Origin of the sequence: Halomonas sp. Bachu 37 (assembly GCF_039691755.1) — a bacterium.
Classification (GTDB): Bacteria; Pseudomonadota; Gammaproteobacteria; order Pseudomonadales; family Halomonadaceae; genus Vreelandella; species Vreelandella kashgarensis.
Genome location: NZ_CP137552.1, coordinates 3,219,007 through 3,236,015 on the forward strand (window position 1 = coordinate 3,219,007; position 17,009 = coordinate 3,236,015).

Here is a 17,009-nt window from a genome sequence, read left to right on the forward strand (position 1 = left end):
GCGGATTGGCGTTGATAACCAGCCTATCGCGTTGTGCCTTGGGTGCAAGTACTGTACAGAACAGAGATAAACGCTACCTACACGCAGCGTTACCGCCGCGTGAAATCACAGTAAGGACAAGACGATGAGTACTCAAGTTGCATTGGTGACCGGCGGCGCGACACGCCTGGGTCGACAGTTCGCCGAAGCCTTGGCCGAGGCGGGGTATGATATCGCCCTTCACGTCAACAGCTCGCAGAAGGAGGCGGAAGAGGTAGCCGAGGTTATCCGTGGCCAGGGCCGCGAGTGCGAGATTTTCTGCTGTGATTTCCTGCAGGAGGATGTCGGTGAGTTGATCGCGCGAGTCGTGCAGCGCTTTCCCCGACTGAGTGTGCTGGTCAACAGCGCCTCGGCCTATCAACCGGCTCCGCTGGCCGAGACCGACATGGCGATGCTCGAAACCCAGTTTCGGGTCAACCTGTTCACTCCCCTACTGTTGATCCGCCATTTTGCCGCAGCGGTGGAAGAAGGCCGAGTGGTCAATATCATCGACAACAAGGTGGCCTATCATCAGTATCCCTATGCCGCCTACCTGCTATCCAAGAAGTCCCTGGCGGACCTGACCCGGATGGCAGCGCTGGAGTTCGCCCCGCGTATCCGCATCAACGGCATTGCTCCCGGTGTGGTGCTGCCCGCCTCCCAGCGTACCAGCGACTATATCCAGTGGCGCATCGAGGGCATCCCGCTGGCACGCCAGGGCGACCCGGCGCAATTGATCCAGGCGCTGCACTACTTGCTCGACAACCCCTTCGTGGCGGGCCAGATACTATTCGTGGATGGCGGCGAATCGATCAATCTTGAAGGACGCCACTCGGAGAATTATTCACAGGACTTGCCGCGCGATAACGGCTAGCGCCGGGCGCTTCCGGCACCGTTTCCAAGGTCCGTTCGCGCTTGTCGCAGCTCGCCTCCAGGCGCCGGCTGATGCGGTGAAGAGGCTCGTCGAGCTCCTCTTGAATGCGGGATTCGACCTGACGCAGTACTTCGCCCAGGTCTCGCTGGCACTGGACGAGCGCGTCGTGCGGCCAGGTGGCTTCTTCGCCGGCCATGCTATCCCTGGCACCGGCGTGTCCCAGTTGCTCGACCAGCGCCTGTAGGGCCTGGATATCGTGCTGGAGACTTGCTTCCTTGTCTGAGTCGAACGAGCCCTTGACCGACATCTGCACTTCCTCGATGCCCTCGGCAATCGACGCCGCCGCGGAGGCTGCATTGGCCGCCAGGTTACGCACTTCCGTCGCCACTACCGCAAAGCCGCGGCCAGCCTCGCCGGCACGCGCCGCTTCAATCGCGGCGTTGAACGACAGCAGGCTGGTCTGACGGCTGATCGAATCGATGGCCTCGACGCGCTTGTTGAGCTCCCCGATACGCTCGCCCAGGCGGCGAAAATCCTCGCGCTGTGCATCGATTTTCTCCGGCAGGGTGTGGATAACACGTCTCAGCTCGGTGATGACGCCAAAATCGGCTACAGGGCTACCCAGCACAGGCGTTGAATCGCCAGGGGCGAGATGGGCCTCGATCTGTTCGACCAGGGCCGTAGCCCTCGCCAGATCGTCAAGTAGTGCCTGACGGGCCTCCCGGCTCTGCATTCCTGCCTCCTCCAGATGCTGAACTATCAGCCGGTCGTGTTTCACCAGCTTGGCCCGCGTACATGCATCGGGATTGCCGCGAGCGAGGTCGTCATGCCCATGGTGGTCGGTCCCTTCGTCCTCCGCTCCCCAGGTCATCGCGCTTACCGCGCCTCCCAGCAGCAGGGCCCAGACGATCGTCCAGGCCATCTCCGGTAGCCCCAGCAGTCGGCTCATGGCCGGAGAGACGGTATAGGCCAGGGCCACCAGCACCATCAGCGCGGCCAGGGCGACGGCGCCATCGAGTATCAACAGGCGGCGGGGTGCAGGATTCATGGACGAGGTCGGCATTGCAGCCTCCGGTGGCAAGTCGTGATATCTCAGTTTGCCATAGACCACTCGCCGCGTAGCCGGGGGGCGCGCCTATGAGAGCGGTAACTCACTAAAGTTTGAGTTCGCTCAATATATGCAGCCGTCGACCATTAAGGAAACGCTGCACAAATCCCACCGCAGCTGCCTGATTGGTACCGGCGGGGTATAATCTGACCTTCCTGCCACCGTCTGACAGAGCCACCCGATGAAGCAGATCTCGTTTGCCCAAGCCGAGCACCAGAACAAGAAAAAAGTCACCCGCCGCGAGCGGTTCCTGGCCCAGATGGAGGCGCTAGTGCCTTGGCAACGGCTGATCGATGCACTGTCGCCGTCCTACTTTCCCAACGCGGCAGGCAAGCGCGGCCGGCCCCCCATCGGCCTGGAGCGCATGCTGCGGATCTACTTCCTGCAGCAGTGGTACGCGCTTGCCGATGAGGCGCTCGAAGATGCCATCTACGATAGCCAGGCCATGCGTGACTTCATTGGTATCGACCTGGCCATCGAGAGTGTGCCGGACGCGACCACGCTGCTGCGTTTCCGCCACTTGTTGGAGAAGCATGCGCTGACCCAGCGGATCTTCGAGGAAATCAATGCCCATCTGACCGAGAAGGGCCTGTTCATGCGCGAGGGCACCATTGTCGATGCCACCATCGTGGCGGCGGCGCCTTCCACCAAGAACAAGGCCAAGCAACGCGATCCGGAGATGAAGCAGACCAGGAAGGGCAAGCAGTATTACTTTGGCATGAAGGCTCATATCGGCGTTGATGCCGTCACCGGGCTGGCTCACAGTGTCACTGCCACCTCGGCCAATGTCGCCGATGTCACCATGGTGAACCAGCTGGTCCGAGACGATGACAAGCAGGTATACGGCGACGCGGGTTACACCGGCATGTGGAAGTATCTGGACGAAGAGAAGGATGCCCCGGCCTCCCGCTGCTGTGTTGCCGCCAAGCGCAGCCCCATCAAGAAGATGGAAGACAGCCCCATGAAAACGCTGCTGCTGGCAATCGAGAAGGCCAAGGCCAGCATCCGCTCCAAGGTCGAGCATCCGTTTCATGTCATCAAGAACCTCTTCGGCTACCGCAAGGTGCGCTACAAGGGGTTGGCCAAGAACCAAGCGCAGCTATTCAGCCTGTTCGGACTGGCCAATTTGGTACTGGCGACACGATGCGAAGGCCGAGTTGACGGGGCCAGTGCGCCTTGAATCTGCCCTGTCAGCCGGATAGTCCGGCTGGCAGGAAAAACAGACCACCTAAGGTGGTTAGAAAATGATCGCTGACTCGGTGATTTTGCTACTCTGAGTCCTTCAGTCGCTCAGAGGCTAATTGATCAGCGGTTCCTTAAAAAGGGCTGCCGAAGCAGCCCTTGCAAGCGAGGCTCATGCCTCAGTTGTTTTCTCAAGTCACTCGCTTCAGGTGACATCCTCTTCGTCGTCGAAGTCGCCCTTGAACTTGGGGTTGGGCCGGGCCCTTGGATCGAAGCGGTCATCCACTGCACTTTCGCCCGCTTTAGGCTGTCCTGCCGGGCTGCCGTCAATAGTGAAGCTCTGCTGCATGACACGCAGGTTGCCGGGCGGCGCGGAGCCCGTCTTATCCTGCCCGAAGTAGAGCGTGGTATGCGGGAACGGAATCTCGATACCGGCAGCGTCGAAGTGCAACTTGACCAGGCGATTGTAGGCGCGTCCCACGCCCCACTGAGTGCCCGGTGTGGTCTTGATGCGCACCCGGATATTGACCGAGCTATCCGCCAGGGCAATCACCCCCGCCACTTCGAGTGGCGCCAGGATACTCATCTTGTGCTCTTCGTCGGCCGTCAGCTCATCGAAGGCGTCACGTAGGGCCACGATGGCTTCGTCGATGCTCTCGCGATAGGCGATACCGTATTCGCCGACGTGGTAACCGAACTCGCGCATGAAGTTGGAAACGGTGTCCACGCTGGAAAACGGCACGATATGATAGGTGCCGCTGAGATCGCGAATGCCCACCGAACGGATGCTCAAGCGCTCGGCGGTACCGGTGACGCCGCCCACGGAGACCACATCGCCGGTATTCATGGCATTCTCGATCTGGATGAAGATACCGGTAATCACGTCCTGGACCAGCTTTTGCGCCCCGAAACCGATCGCCAGGCCCAGCACCCCGGCACCCGCGATCAGCGGCCCGATATTGATGCCGATCTCCGCCAGTACGATCATCGAGGTAATGGTGACCATGGCGATCGCCAAGGCGTTGCGAAATAGCGACAGCAACGTCTTGGCCCGCGCGGAAGGCTCGCCGTGGCCGGTTTCCGGATTGAGCTTGTGCTCGATCAAACTGGCCAGCCCCAGCCATACCGCCAGGGCGACGATCAGGATAATCGCCACGCCGAGCAATTTGCCGACTATATTGGCGCCACGCTCCGAGGCGTACCACCCGGCCAGGTCGAATGCGCCCCAGGCATCCAGCACCATCATGACCACGACGATAAGAATCAGCGTACGCAACACGCGTAAGGCATTGGGCACGTAGCTGTTCAGCCGCGGTTCGAGCAGCGGCAGCCGGCGGCGCAAGTCGTCGGAGAGCCGGATCCGCCGGCCGATGGTCTGGGTCAGGAAGGAGGAGACCAACAGCCCCACCACGATCGCCGCCAGGGTCTTCAGGGTGGCGAACAGGACGAAAGGCAAGGCATCGGCGGGACGGGTCAGGGTCAGGACCAGCACCATCAGGAAATACAGCAAGGCGAACAGATGCCAGGTGCGGGCGAACAGCTGCAGCGATACACGTGTGGCGGTAAAGCTTGAATTCGCTCCCATCCGGTGCAGGTTGTTACGCAGGCGCACGCGGTTCTTCAATACCACGACCACGGCGTAAATGAAGGCAAACAGCATGATCAAGGTGCCCAGCGCCTGCCCCAGCGAAGCCGCCATATAGAAATTGACCAGGGGCACCACCACCATCAGCCCGTAACCAACCATACTGATCAGTCGTGCCAGCCAGCGGTTCCAGTAGGCAGCTTCGAGGGTGGAAATGGGCAGCAGGCGCAACCCTTCATAACGCGAGGAGAACAGCATCCGTACCCCCGCTTTGATCAACTCGATTATGAAGAAAGCGTTGAGAAACAGCGACGCCCGCGTGGAGAGTTCCCCGGCTTCGCCTACGGCGAAGGTCGCGATCAGGTTGCCGCCCACATACGCCAGGCCGACCAGCAGTACATCGAGCACTGCCGACAGGATCACGCAAAGTACCAGGCGCAGCACCGGCGTCATCCCCGCACCGTTCAGCGACCAGCTACTGAGCTTGGCGAACCCTGGCCTGGCCAGGCGACGCAGCACCATGAACATGATCACCGTGGCGAGAATCACCAGCCCCAGGTTGATCGCCGCCGTGGTGAATGCGTCCATATCGAAGGTACTGCCGCCCTGGCTGGTGAACATGGCTCCCACCAGGGAGACCACTTGCTCCAGCTGGCCGCCGACATCGCTGACCACACCGCTGGTGGCTTCCGCCAGTTGCCGCGGCAGCGAGACATCCTCGGCCTCCATGTCGCTGCCTTGGGCGGCCTGCTGCGGATCGAGCTCGGGAGAGGCTTCGCCTGTCTCCTGAGCCGCCAGCTCGCGTAGCTGGGCAATCATCTGCGCCCGGGCCTGCTCGTTTTCCAGCAGGTCCGCGAGGGTGGAATAGGCGGGAGGCTCATCGGCAGGTGTCGTTTCTTGCCCCGTGTCGCTATCCGGATTCGCTACCAGGGTCGTTTGTGCCAGAGCGGGCGCCGCCAGCATGGCCCATGCGGTCAGCAGCCAGACGCCTAGCCAGGGGAGTAATCGTTGTGGCGTCACACCATAGTCTCCATTCATATGATCGAAAGTAAGTCAGGGACTGCTGCCCCACAAGCTACCTCACATCTTGCATAAGTACCGTATAGTATTATTGTACAATTTTGCAGATGGCTACGGCAGGCGGGCCGCACTCACGCACATAAAGGGGCCAGCCACTGATGCGCCAGGTACAACACCATAGCGTAACGTCCTCCCTTGGCGACGACTACCCAGAGCAGCGCCCGCCACCAGGGCAGGCGAAACACCCCGGCAAGAACGGTCAACGGGTCGCCGATGACCGGCGCCCAGGCAAGCAACAGGCTATATTCGCCGAAACGTCGATACCAGCGCTCGGCGCGAGCCAGACCCTGCGAAGACGCCGGAAACCAGCGCCGATGCTGGAAGCGCCGCGCGTAACGCCCCAGCCCCACGTTGATCATGCTGCCCAGGGAATTGCCGGCGGTGGCCACCAGCCACAGCATGCCGACCGGTTGGCCCAGGCACCACTGCCGTGCCAGCCACACCTCCGACCCGCCGGGCAACAGCGTGGCGCTGGCCAGCGCCACCAGAAACAGGCTCAGCACGACGAATCAGGAAACGCTCGAGGGAAGCCGCCCCCCCAGTTGGGTAGTGATCTCGGCAGCCACATCGCGCACCAGTTCGCCCAGCTCCAGCAACCGAGCTTCGGGAATACGCGCCACCGGGCCGGAGACGGAGATCGCCGCCAACGGTACCCCGAGTTCATCATGCACGCAGGCCGCCACGCAGTGCAGGCCGATGGCATGTTCCTCACGATCACAGGCAAAGCCTTGGTCACGAATATGGGCCAGATCGTCGAGCAGTTCATCGCTGTCGTTCAGGGTATTGCGGGTAACCCGGGTCAGCTCGCGCCCCTTGAGCAACCGTGCCCGCTCATCGTCGGGCATCCATGCCAGTAGCGCCTTGCCTACGCCCGAGGCGTGCAGCGGCGCCCGCGAGCCCAGGCGGGTGATCATGCGCATCATCTGCGGAGATTCATGCTGGGCGAGAAATACCGCCGTGTCGCCGTCGCGGATCCCCAGGTTGGCGGTCTCTCCGGTTTCGGCCGTCAAGCGGCGCAGGAAGGGCCGGCCGGTGGCGATGAAGTCACGCGCTTCGAGAAAGCTATTGCCGATACGGAACGTCTTGACGTCGATCCGCCACAGGCCCAGCTCGCCATCCTGGGTGACGAACCCCTGGCTCTGCAGCGCCTGGAGCAGGCGGTGCGTAGTGGAAGGCGCCAGCTCAGCCGTTTCGGCAAGCTCTGACAGGGCCATGCCGCCGGGACTTGCCGCCAGGTATTCCAGTAGCTTCAAGCCGCGTACCAGCGACTGGCTATGCCCACCGCTGGGCTTGGCGCTACCGGCCGGACGTCCGGCCGCCCTGCGCTTGACTTCACTCACCTTGCTCTCCTGCCTGATCAATCCAAAGGCCTCAGGATACCGTGCAAGCCAAGCGCTGTCGCCTGATACGGAAATGCCTTCCATAAACGCCCAGCGTCAGCGGTGCCGCCATACCGGCTTTCGCTTGGCCATGAAGGCGTCGATGCCCTCGGCGGTATCCTCGCTCATCATGTTGCACGCCATGGTTTCGCCGGCGAAGGCGTAGGCATCCGTCAGTGGCATGGCCAGTTGGCGGGCGAACATCGCCTTGCCGGTGCGTACCGCCACCGCACTCTTGGCGCAGATGGAGTCGGTCAGCTCGGCCACCGTCTGCGTCAGCCGCTCGTCCTCCGCCACACGGTTGACCAGCCCCCAGTCCAGCGCTTGCTCGGCGTCGATGAACTCGCCGGTCATGAGCATTTCCATGGCCCGCTTGCGGACGATATTGCGGCTGAGCGCCACCGCCGGGGTCGAGCAGAACAGGCCCACGTTGATACCCGACACGGCGAACCGGGCCGAGCTTGCCGCCACGGCCAGGTCGCAGCTCGCCACCAGTTGACAGCCCGCTGCCGTGGCGATGCCCTGAACCTGGGCGATTACCGGTACCGGCAGGTCGTTGATGGCCTGCATGACCCGGCTACAACGGGCAAAAAGCTGTTGGTAGTAGTCTTTTTCCGGTGTGGCGCGCATCTGCTTGAGATCGTGACCGGCGCAGAAGGCCTTGCCGTTTGCCGCCAGGACCACGCAACGCACGGCATCGTCTTCGGCGATAGCGGCGAAGGCCCCGTCAAGTGCTGTCAGCATCTCCTCGGAAAGCGCATTGAAGCTGCGCGGATCATTGAGCGTAAGCGTGACCACGCCGTCGGCGTCGCGCTGTTGCAGAAGAAGCTCGTCTCGGGACTCGATGGGATGATTCATATTGTTGTTCTCCTGATAGATGGCCAACCTCAAATCTCAGTCATAGAATGTTACGACCTGAATGAGGGTACAAGGGGCGAGAAACATCCGGCAAAAAAATGCCGCCGCCCTAGGGGCGGCGGCATCGATTACCATGGCTCGCGTCAGAACGGCGGCCGTCAGCTGTTCTGAGCCGAGTACAAGGCACGAATCTTCAGCGTGTGCTCGACCTGCTTCAAGGCTTCCAGCGCCGGGGGACCGTAGGCCTTGTCGACATCGATCACTACGTAGCCGACCTTCTCGTTGGTCTGCAGGTACTGGCCCGAGATATTGATGCCGTTCTCCGACAGCACCCGGTTGATCTCGGACAGCACCCCCGGCACGTTGTCGTGAATGTGCAGCAGGCGGTGCTTGTCCGGGTGGGCGGGCAGCGCCACTTCGGGGAAGTTGACCGAGGTGACGGTGGTGCCGTTGTCGGAATAAGTGATCAGCTTCTCGGACACCTCGATGCCGATATTCTCCTGGGCTTCCAGGGTCGAGCCGCCGATGTGGGGCGTCAGGATGACGTTTTCCAGGCCGCGCAAGGGGCTTTCGAACTCCTCGTCGTTGCCTTTCGGCTCCACCGGGAAGACATCGACCGCTGCGCCGTTGAGCCGGCCTTCCTTGATCGCCACCGCCAGCGGCTCGATCTCCACCACGCTACCGCGCGACGCGTTGATCAGAATCGCCCCCGGCTTCATCGCGGCGATCTCACGCTCCCCGATCATCCAGCGTGTCGAGGGCAGATCGGGCACGTGCAGACTGACCACATCAGAGCGCTCCAGCAGTTCGCCGAGACTCGCCACCTGAGAGGCGTTGCCCATGCCCAGCTTGGCGATCACGTCATAGAAAATGACGTTGAAGCCCAGCGATTCGGCCAGGACGGAAAGCTGCGCGCCGATGCTGCCGTAGCCGACGATACCGAGGGTCTTGCCGCGGGCTTCGTGGGAGTTCTTGGCCGATTTCAGCCAGCCGCCCTGATGGGCGCGGGCATTCTTCTCCGGGATGCCGCGCAGCAGCATGATCGCTTCGGCCAGTACCAGCTCGGCCACCGAGCGGGTATTGGAGTAAGGCGCGTTGAATACCGGGATGCCGCGCTTGAGCGCGGCGCCCAAGTCCACCTGGTTGGTACCGATGCAGAAACAGCCCACCGCCACCAGCTTCTCGGCCGCTTCGAACACGCGCTCGTTGAGCTGGGTGCGCGAGCGGATACCGATGAAATGCACATCGCGGATCTTCTCGATCAGCGACTCCTCGCCCAACGAGGTCGGCAAATGCTCGATGTTGGTGTAACCCGCATTATGGAAATTGTCCACCGCACTCTGGTGGACGCCCTCGAGCAGCAGGATCTTGATCTTGCTCTTGTCCAGGGACGTTTTGGCCATGACTGAATCAACCCCTTGGTCGGCGGCATGCGCCGTGTATCGGTTCGTGGAAGGCGAATATGGTAGCACAGCCACCAGGGCTGAAGCGGTTCGACAAAGATGAAAATGCCGCGTCGCGTGCATGAGCGGGATGCATTTTGGCGCTCCTCGCGACATTCGCCCCATGGTGGGCAGACGCCCCCCCCGGGGGAAGGTGTATACTGTGCGTTTTGATCCCCTGCCGCACAGGGGGGCGTGGCACATCGGCAAACGGGCATGGGTAGATGAGCGAAACAAGCAACCAACCCCAGCGGGACTTCGCGGCTACCGTCGAGCAGTTGGAAACGCTGGTCGAACGGCTGGAATCCGGCGAGCTGACGCTGGAGGACTCTCTGGCCGCCTTCGAGCAGGGTGTACGTCTGACGCGTGACGCCCAGCAGCGCCTGGATGACGCCGAGCTCAAGGTTCGTGCGCTGACCGAAGGCGCCGACGGGTCACTGCAGGTCAGCCCCTTTGCCGCCCCGGCCGTGCCCGACACTTCGTCCAATGAAAGCGCGGAAGGCCCGCAAGAGGAGACGCCGCCATGGTAGCCGCCACCCGCGAGGCGCCGGTACCCGCCGCCCTGGCTGCGTCGCGCAGCCGCGTGGACGCCACGCTCGAGGCACTATTCGCCCGCGATGCCACCACGCCACCACGCCTGGAAGCCGCCATGCGCCACGGCCTGCTGGGCGGTGGCAAGCGGCTGCGTCCGCTGCTGGTCTATCTTGCCGGCCAGGCGCTGGGCGCCGACGAGCGCGACCTCGACGCTCCCGCCGCCGCCATCGAACTGATTCACGCCTACTCGCTGGTGCACGATGACCTGCCGGCGATGGACGACGACGACCTGCGCCGAGGCCAGCCCACGGTACACAAGGCCTTCGATGAAGCCACCGCGATACTGGCGGGAGACGCGCTGCAGACGCTGGCCTTCGAGGTGCTTGCCGCGTCCGCTCACCCCCGCCTGGGCAGTTTGATCATGACCCTGGCCCATGCCGCCGGACGCGACGGCATGGTTGCGGGCCAGGTACTCGACCTGGAAGCGGTGGGCGGCCACCCGGATGTCGACGCCCTGGCGCGCATGCACGCGCACAAGACGGGCGCATTGATCGCCGCCGCCGTACGCCTCGGCGCCCTGGTGGCGGTAGACGAGAGCGACCCGCGCCTGGACGCGCTCGGCCGCTATGCCCGCGCCATCGGCCTGGCCTTTCAGATCCACGACGACGTGCTGGATGTGACCGGCGATACCGCCACCCTGGGCAAGACCTCCGGCGCCGACGCCGCCCGCGCCAAACCGACCTATCCCGGCCTGCTGGGCCTGGAAGGCGCCCGCAACAAGGCACAGGCCCTGGTAGACGAGGCCGTGACCGCCCTGGCACCGCTGGGCGATGCCGCTACGCCACTGGCCGAACTGGCCCGTTACATGATCGAGCGCGACCACTGACGAAGATGCCCATGAAGCTGTTCGACGAGATTCCCCGCGAGCGCCCGGCCACGCCGTTGCTCGATACCTTCGACCACCCCGCCGCGCTGCGGGCGATGAACGACAAGCAGCTGGCCCAACTGGCCGATGAGCTGCGCGCCTACCTGCTCTACAGTGTCGGCCAGAGCGGCGGCCACTTCGGCGCCGGGCTTGGCGTGGTGGAGCTTACCGTGGCGCTGCACCACGCCTTCCACACCCCCGAGGACCGGCTGGTGTGGGACGTCGGTCATCAGGCCTATCCGCACAAGATCCTCACCGGGCGCCGCGACGCGATGCCGGGAATCCGCCAGTACGGCGGCCTGGCCGCCTTCCCCCGGCGAACCGAGTCCGAATACGACACCTTCGGCGTGGGCCACTCCAGCACCTCGATCTCGGCGGCGCTGGGTATGGCCCTGGCGGCCAAGGCCCAGGGCCGCCAGCGGCGGGTCTGCGCGGTGATCGGCGATGGCGCCCTCACCGCCGGCATGGCGTTCGAAGCCTTGGCCCATGCCGGGCATGTCAACGCCAACCTGCTGGTGGTGCTCAACGACAACGAGATGTCGATTTCCGAGAACGTCGGCGGCATGGCCACCTATCTGGCCCGGGTGCTATCCAGCAAGCCGTATCTGAAAATCCGCGAGGAGGGCAAACGCGTGCTCTCGCACCTGCCCGGCGCCCTGGAACTGGCCCGGCGCACCGAAGAGCACATGAAGGGCATGGTCAGCCCGGCCACGCTGTTCGAGGAGATGGGCTTTCATTATATCGGCCCCATCGACGGCCACGACCTGGAAACCCTGACCCAGACGCTGCACAACCTTCGTGACCTGGACGGCCCTCAGTTTCTGCATATCAAGACCGTCAAGGGCAAAGGCTTCCTGCCCGCCGAGGCCGACCAGATCGGCTACCACGCGATCACCAAACTGGAAAAGAGTAGCGAAACGGCACCGCTCAAGCCGACGGCTACGCTCAAGCCCAAGCCTAAGCCCAAGAAATACTGCAACGTCTTCGGTGATTGGCTGTGCGACATGGCCGCCGTCGACGAGCGCCTGATCGGCATTACCCCGGCGATGCGCGAAGGCTCCGACCTGATTCGCTTCTCCCAGGAGTATGCCGAGCGTTATTTCGACGTGGCCATCGCCGAGCAGCACGCGGTGACGCTTGCCGCCGGGATGGCCTGCGAGGGCATGAAGCCGGTGGTGGCGATCTATTCGACCTTCCTGCAGCGCGGCTACGATCAGTTGATCCATGATGTCGCCGTACAGCACCTCGATGTCACCTTTGCCATCGACCGCGCCGGTGTGGTCGGCGAAGACGGTCCCACGCACCACGGCAGCATGGACCTCTCCTACCTGCGCTGCATACCCGGCATGGTGATTCTGGCCCCGGCCGATGAAGCCGAATGCCGTGCCATGCTCAGCGCTGCCTACCATCATCCCGGTCCCGCCGCGGTACGCTACCCTCGCGGTACCGGCCCGGGTGTGGTCATCCCGGAAAGTCTGGCGCCGCTGGCGATCGGCAAGGCCGAGCCGCCGCGTCGGCTTGCCGGACAAAACGGACAGGACGGGCCGCGCATCGCCCTGCTCGCCTTCGGCAGCATGAACGATGCAGCGGCGGACGTGGCCGAGCGCCTGGACGCCGCTCATATCAACATGCGCTCGATCAAACCCCTGGATCGCGAGGCCGTACTCGCCGCCGCCGACGAGCACGAGCTGATCGTCACCCTGGAGGAGAACGTCGTGGCGGGGGGCGCCGGCAGTGCCGTCAACGAACTGCTGGCCGCCGAAGGCAGCCAGGTGGAAACCCTCAACCTCGGCCTGCCCGATGTCTTCGTCGAGCACGGCACTCCGGCACAACTGCTTGCCGACTGCGGCCTGGACGCGGACGGTATCGAACGCGCCATTCGGCTCCGACTGCCATGACCTGACGTTCAGTTTCAACGTTTACTTTTAACCACTTTGACTCACACCACTTTCGAGGCTGCCATGTTGTTTCTGATTATCCTGTTCGGCCTGATCGGCCTTGCCGTCGGCGGCCCGCTGGGGCTCTTGATTGGCGGCGGCCTGGGCTGGTGGCTGGGGCGGCGCATCCGCCTGCGCCTCAATAGCGCGCGGATGCGCATCCAGGAAGGTTTCCTCGATTCGATCTTCTCCGTGATGGGCTGCCTGTGCCAGGCCGACGGCAAGGTGACCGACGGCGAGCTGAGCGTGGCCGAGAAACTCTTCGATCAGATGCGCCTGCAAGGCGAGCAGCGCGCCAAGGCGCGAGCCGCTTTCGAGCGTGGCCGCGCCGACAATTTCGATCTCGACGCGGAACTCGCCAGCGTCAATCGCCTGACCCGGCACCAACCGGTGATGCGCCAGGTCTTTCTCCAGGTTCAGCTTTCCGCCATCGCCGCCGACGGCGTACTCCATCCCGCCGAGCACGAGATGATCCTGCGCGTGGCCCGCGGCGTGGGTTGCAGCGAAGCGGAAGTGCAGCAGATCGAAGCGATGCTCCACGGCGGCGCCGCCAACTCCCAGGGCGCCAGCGAGGAGGCGCTCAAGGATGCCTACCGCGTGCTGGGGGTCTCGGAAGACGCCAGCGATGCCGAACTCAAGAAGGCCTACCGCCGCCTGATGAGCCAGAACCACCCCGACAAGCTCGCCGGCAAGGGCCTTCCCGAAAGCATGCGCGAGGTGGCCCAGGCGCGCACCAGCGAAATCGGCAATGCCTACGAGCGCATCCGCCAGGCGCGGGGCAATTGAGCATGTCAGCAACCGACTGCATGCTCTTGTTTACAGCCTACGCAGAAGCCGTGTGCGGCAACACGGCGCTATAAACGGCAAAGTAGTGACAGACGCTGCCGGCAATGACGAATACGTGCCAGATGGCATGGTTATACGGAATGGCGCGCACCGCGTAGAAGATGACGCCAACCGTATAGGTAAGGCCGCCGGCGACGAGCAGAACGATGCCGGTCGCTGGCAGACTGGCCGCCAACTCTCCCGAGGCCAGGACGATCAGCCACCCCATTGCCAGGTAAATCACCACGCGCAGGACCGCCAGACGCTGAGGCCAGAGCAACTTGCACGCGATACCCGCCAGCGCCATCGTCCAGACGACGGCGAACAGTGTCCAACCGGTTGGTCCGCGCATATTGACCAGCAGGAAAGGGGTATAGGTGCCCGCAATCAGCAAATAAATGGCGCAGTGATCGAAGTGCTGAAAAAACCGCTTCCAACGCGGGTGGCGTATACCGTGGTATAGCGTCGAGACGGTATATAACAGTACCAGCGTGGCGCTATACAAGCTGAAGCTGAGGAGCTTCCAGGGATCAATATGGGCTGCCAAGCTCGCCGCCACCAATAGCGCGGCCATTCCCAGCAAACTCAGCACCGCACCGATGCCATGGGAAATGCTATGCAGGCGCTCTTCGCTGACGCTGAATTCACCCGGCATGTCATTGTACGCATCGCCCATGGCACCCTCCTCGAGACGCTCTCCCGCTTTTCCAGTCATCTTACAGTGTTGGCGAGGGCAAGGCGGCCTTCATGTCGTCGGGTACGGCAAAGTCACTGGCGGCACCGCGCGAACGTTGCAGCCCAAGAGGAAAACCGCTGCGCTGGCTGTAATCCGGGGTAACGCCGCCTTGATAGGCGTGGCGCTTGCTCAGCTTTTCTGCACAATAGAAGTCGACCGCCGTCAGCGTTCCCACCACGGCTAGCGCCAGATAAACGTTCTCTTTCTTGGGATTGTACTCGTCGCGGAGGGCGAAGGTCAGCCCGGCGAAGTCCAATACGTCGCCGCCCACGCGGCTCCATATCGCCGGCGTGGGGTTGTCCGTCAGGGCACCGACACCACTCAGCAGTTCCCGCGCACCGCAGGCGCGCACCATATTCTCGGACCCTTCGATACCCAGCGCGCTGGTCAGCTTCTGTGGCGCCAGCACTTTGCACAAGCCCATTCCCAGGCTCAGCCAACCAAGCCCTCGAGCCATTCTGTCCGACGTGCCCAGCGAGCGGGTCATGTCCGTCGATTGCGTGTCCAAGCTAGTACGCATGATTACCTCCTTGTCCGAATCGTTCAAGGCTTGAGAATCACCTTGACGCAACCATCCTGTTTTTCGCGGAATGTCTTGTACATTTCTGGCCCCTGGTCGAGACCGACGGAGTGCGTGATGACAAACGAGGGATCGATCTGACCTTCATCGATGCGCCGCAGCAGATCGTCGGTCCAGCGGTTGACGTGGGTCTGACCGGTACGCACCGTCAACCCCTTGTTCATCAATGCGCCCATGGGAATCTTGTCGACGAGACCGCCGTAGACACCGGGGATCGACAGCACGCCTGCGGGACGGCAGACATAAATCATCTCGCGCAGCACGTGCGCCCTATCACTCTCCATCATCATGGCCTGCTTGACGCGGTCGTAGACGGAATCCGGGGTGCGCGTCACATGAGCCTCGAGGCCGACCGCATCGATGCACTTCTCCGGCCCCTTGCCGTTGGTCAAATCCTGCAAGCGGCCGAGTACGCTTTCGTGGTCAAAGTTGATGGTGATGGCGCCGCCCGCCTCGGCCATGGAAAGGCGTTCGGGCACGTTATCGATCACGACCACCTGGCGCGCCCCCAGCAGGACGGCGCTGCGAATGCAGAACTGGCCCACGGGGCCGGCACCCCAGATCACCACCGTATCGGTGGGCTGGATATCGCACTGCACCGCCGCCTGCCAGCCGGTGGGAAAGATGTCGCCGAGAAACAGGACCTGCTCGTCGGTCAGGGTATCCGGTACCTTGATATGGGTGGTGTCGGCGAAAGGCACCCGCACGTATTCCGCCTGACCGCCGGCATAACCCCCGGTGAGGTGGGAGTAACCGAAAAGCCCCGCGCCGCCATGGCCGAACACCTTGTCGGCCAACGACTTGTTGCGGTTCGAGCGTTCGCACACCGAATAGTTGCCCCGCCGACACTGCTCGCATTCGCCGCAGAAGATGGTAAAGGGCACCACGACCCGGTCGCCGACTTTAAGGTTCTTCGTTTCGCTGCCGACCTCCATCACCTCGCCCATGAACTCATGACCGAGCACGTCCCCGGATTCCATGCCGGGGATGAAGTGATCGTAGAGGTGAAGATCGGAGCCGCAGATTGCACAGCTGCTGACGTTGACGATGGCATCGCGGGGATGCTCGATTTCCGGGTCTGGAACCGTATCGTAGCGAACGTCGTTCTTGCCGTGCCAGCAAAGTGCTTTCATGGTCACTTCTCCCTGTACTGTTGCGTCCTGAAACAACCGAGCTATGTCTTGGATACGTGTATCAACCGGTATTAACTAGGTATCAACATAGTTCAAGGCTGGTGGACGTCAGGTAAGAAAGAGTAACTATTTTATGGGACCAGATTGCTCATCGGGCTTGCCAAGGCTGGCTCACCCCTTGCGTTCGATGTCGATATCGCTGGCCTGGGTAAAATCTCCCAATACCATCATGTGGCCGAGTTTACCCGCCTTGGTGGAAAGATAGTGCTCATTGTGCGGATTCAATCCGGTAGTGATCGGCAGGCGCTCGCTGATGATCACGCCGTCGCGGGTCAGGGCATCCACCTTGCGCGGATTGTTGGTCATCAGCTTGAGGGCGCTGACACCGAGGTGGTCGAGCATCGGCACGCACAAATCGTAACGGCGCATGTCGGCACCGAACCCCAGCCGCTCGTTGGCTTCCACGGTGTCGGCGCCCTCGTCCTGCAGGTGGTAGGCGCGGATCTTGTTGAGCAGGCCGATCCCGCGGCCCTCCTGGCGCAGGTAGAGCAGCACGCCCCGCCCTTCATCGGCGATTCGCTTGAGCGCTTCCTGCAACTGATAGCCGCAATCGCAACGCATGGAAAACAGCGCATCGCCGGTGAGGCATTCGGAATGTACACGGCCGAGCACCGGCTCGCCATCGGCGATATCGCCCAGGGTCAAGGCGATGTGGTCCTTGCCGGTGGCATCGTCCTCGAAGCCATGCATATTGAATGTCGCCCAGGGAGTGGGCAGCCGGGAGGCGGCGATGAAGCGAATCGTCACAGGGTA

General features: G+C 62.7%; 16 protein-coding genes. 6 read left to right on the top strand and 10 right to left on the bottom strand.

Going from position 1 to position 17,009, the window contains the following annotated elements:
* The first annotated feature begins 124 nt into the window (after positions 1-124).
* Positions 125-892, top strand: coding sequence for an SDR family oxidoreductase (locus R5M92_RS14790; RefSeq protein WP_346796726.1), 768 nt, complete (start codon positions 125-127; stop codon positions 890-892).
* Here the strand turns inward: R5M92_RS14790 and R5M92_RS14795 are convergent.
* Positions 831-1,955 carry a methyl-accepting chemotaxis protein gene (locus R5M92_RS14795; protein ID WP_346796727.1) on the bottom strand — a complete coding sequence of 375 codons (1,125 nt, stop codon included), beginning with the start codon at positions 1,953-1,955 and terminating at the stop codon, positions 831-833. The two genes, R5M92_RS14790 and R5M92_RS14795, sit on opposite strands and share 62 nt — an antisense overlap.
* 226 nt (positions 1,956-2,181) lie before the next feature.
* On the opposite strand from R5M92_RS14795, the gene R5M92_RS14800 reads away from it, so the two are divergent.
* Positions 2,182-3,180, top strand: a complete 999-nt coding sequence (locus R5M92_RS14800) for an IS5 family transposase (protein WP_346795917.1) — start codon at positions 2,182-2,184, stop codon at positions 3,178-3,180.
* Between the two features lie 207 nt (positions 3,181-3,387).
* Here the strand turns inward: R5M92_RS14800 and ybiO are convergent, their stop codons facing one another.
* The 5 genes from ybiO to serA all read right to left on the bottom strand — a co-directional run bounded on the left by ybiO (position 3,388) and on the right by serA (position 9,487).
* Positions 3,388-5,787: a mechanosensitive channel protein gene (gene ybiO / locus R5M92_RS14805; protein ID WP_346796728.1), complete on the bottom strand. Its 2,400-nt coding sequence runs from the start codon at positions 5,785-5,787 to the stop codon at positions 3,388-3,390.
* A gap of 131 nt (positions 5,788-5,918) precedes the next feature.
* Positions 5,919-6,350, bottom strand: a complete 432-nt coding sequence (locus R5M92_RS14810; RefSeq protein WP_346796729.1) for a YqaA family protein — start codon at positions 6,348-6,350, stop codon at positions 5,919-5,921.
* Positions 6,351-6,356: 6 nt separating this feature from the next.
* The gene (locus tag R5M92_RS14815; RefSeq protein ID WP_346796730.1) at positions 6,357-7,187 is read right to left on the bottom strand and encodes an IclR family transcriptional regulator; all 831 of its coding nucleotides are present in this window, start codon (positions 7,185-7,187) and stop codon (positions 6,357-6,359) included.
* Between the two features lie 96 nt (positions 7,188-7,283).
* Positions 7,284-8,084, bottom strand: coding sequence for an enoyl-CoA hydratase (locus R5M92_RS14820; protein WP_346796731.1), 801 nt, complete (start codon positions 8,082-8,084; stop codon positions 7,284-7,286).
* Between the two features lie 158 nt (positions 8,085-8,242).
* A complete protein-coding gene (gene serA, locus R5M92_RS14825) occupies positions 8,243-9,487 on the bottom strand; it encodes a phosphoglycerate dehydrogenase (protein WP_346796732.1) in 1,245 nt (414 codons plus the stop codon).
* A 263-nt stretch (positions 9,488-9,750) separates the two neighbouring features.
* On the opposite strand from serA, the gene R5M92_RS14830 reads away from it, so the two are divergent.
* The 4 genes from R5M92_RS14830 (at position 9,751) to djlA (ending at position 13,708) form a co-directional block, all read left to right on the top strand.
* Complete coding sequence (locus tag R5M92_RS14830) at positions 9,751-10,056, top strand: exodeoxyribonuclease VII small subunit (protein ID WP_346796733.1); 306 nt, start codon at positions 9,751-9,753, stop codon at positions 10,054-10,056.
* Positions 10,050-10,946, top strand: a complete 897-nt coding sequence (gene ispA, locus R5M92_RS14835; protein ID WP_346796734.1) for a (2E,6E)-farnesyl diphosphate synthase — start codon at positions 10,050-10,052, stop codon at positions 10,944-10,946. Before R5M92_RS14830 ends, ispA begins: the two co-directional genes overlap by 7 nt.
* Positions 10,947-10,957: 11 nt before the next feature.
* Positions 10,958-12,883: a 1-deoxy-D-xylulose-5-phosphate synthase gene (dxs, locus tag R5M92_RS14840; RefSeq protein ID WP_346796735.1), complete on the top strand. Its 1,926-nt coding sequence runs from the start codon at positions 10,958-10,960 to the stop codon at positions 12,881-12,883.
* 63 nt (positions 12,884-12,946) lie between these two features.
* Positions 12,947-13,708 carry a co-chaperone DjlA gene (gene djlA / locus R5M92_RS14845; protein ID WP_346796736.1) on the top strand — a complete coding sequence of 254 codons (762 nt, stop codon included), beginning with the start codon at positions 12,947-12,949 and terminating at the stop codon, positions 13,706-13,708.
* Between the two features lie 37 nt (positions 13,709-13,745).
* Here djlA and trhA read toward each other — a convergent pair whose 3' ends face one another.
* From trhA to ribA, 4 genes are all read right to left on the bottom strand, one after another.
* The gene (gene trhA / locus R5M92_RS14850) at positions 13,746-14,423 is read right to left on the bottom strand and encodes a PAQR family membrane homeostasis protein TrhA (protein WP_346796737.1); all 678 of its coding nucleotides are present in this window, start codon (positions 14,421-14,423) and stop codon (positions 13,746-13,748) included.
* 40 nt (positions 14,424-14,463) lie between these two features.
* On the bottom strand, positions 14,464-15,003 hold the full coding sequence (locus tag R5M92_RS14855) for a hypothetical protein (RefSeq protein WP_346796738.1): 540 nt from the start codon (positions 15,001-15,003) through the stop codon (positions 14,464-14,466).
* A gap of 23 nt (positions 15,004-15,026) precedes the next feature.
* Positions 15,027-16,196 carry a zinc-dependent alcohol dehydrogenase gene (locus tag R5M92_RS14860; RefSeq protein WP_346796739.1) on the bottom strand — a complete coding sequence of 390 codons (1,170 nt, stop codon included), beginning with the start codon at positions 16,194-16,196 and terminating at the stop codon, positions 15,027-15,029.
* 171 nt (positions 16,197-16,367) lie between these two features.
* Entirely contained in the window at positions 16,368-16,946 is a 579-nt protein-coding gene (gene ribA, locus R5M92_RS14865; RefSeq protein ID WP_417339171.1) for a GTP cyclohydrolase II, read from the bottom strand.
* Positions 16,947-17,009 lie beyond the last annotated feature (63 nt).